Genomic DNA, 235 nt, shown 5'->3' on the forward strand with positions numbered 1-235 from the left:
CCCCGACGGCTCGTTCGACTACAGCAAAGAGTCGGCGCGAGATGGCGGCGGCAGGCTTGCGCTGCGCATCTTTGACAGCCTCAAACCGGTGAGCGGCGCCATCAACGGGGCTGGCGTGGGCATTGGGGCATCCATGCTGCTGCCAATGGACATCCGCATTGCAAGCGAGAAAGCGAGACTGGGCTTCGTCTATGCCCGTCGAGGTATCGTGTTCGAATGCTGCTCGTCCTGGTTC

The 235-nt window shown here is 62.1% G+C and carries 1 protein-coding gene; it reads left to right on the top strand.

From position 1 onward, the window contains the following. A partial coding sequence (locus R0K30_RS23560; protein WP_410613456.1) for an enoyl-CoA hydratase-related protein occupies positions 1–235 on the top strand: 235 nt, incomplete at both ends.

The organism is Bacillus sp. SIMBA_154, from assembly GCF_046536015.1.
GTDB classification, from domain to species: Bacteria; Bacillota; Bacilli; order Bacillales; family Bacillaceae; genus Bacillus; species Bacillus pumilus_P.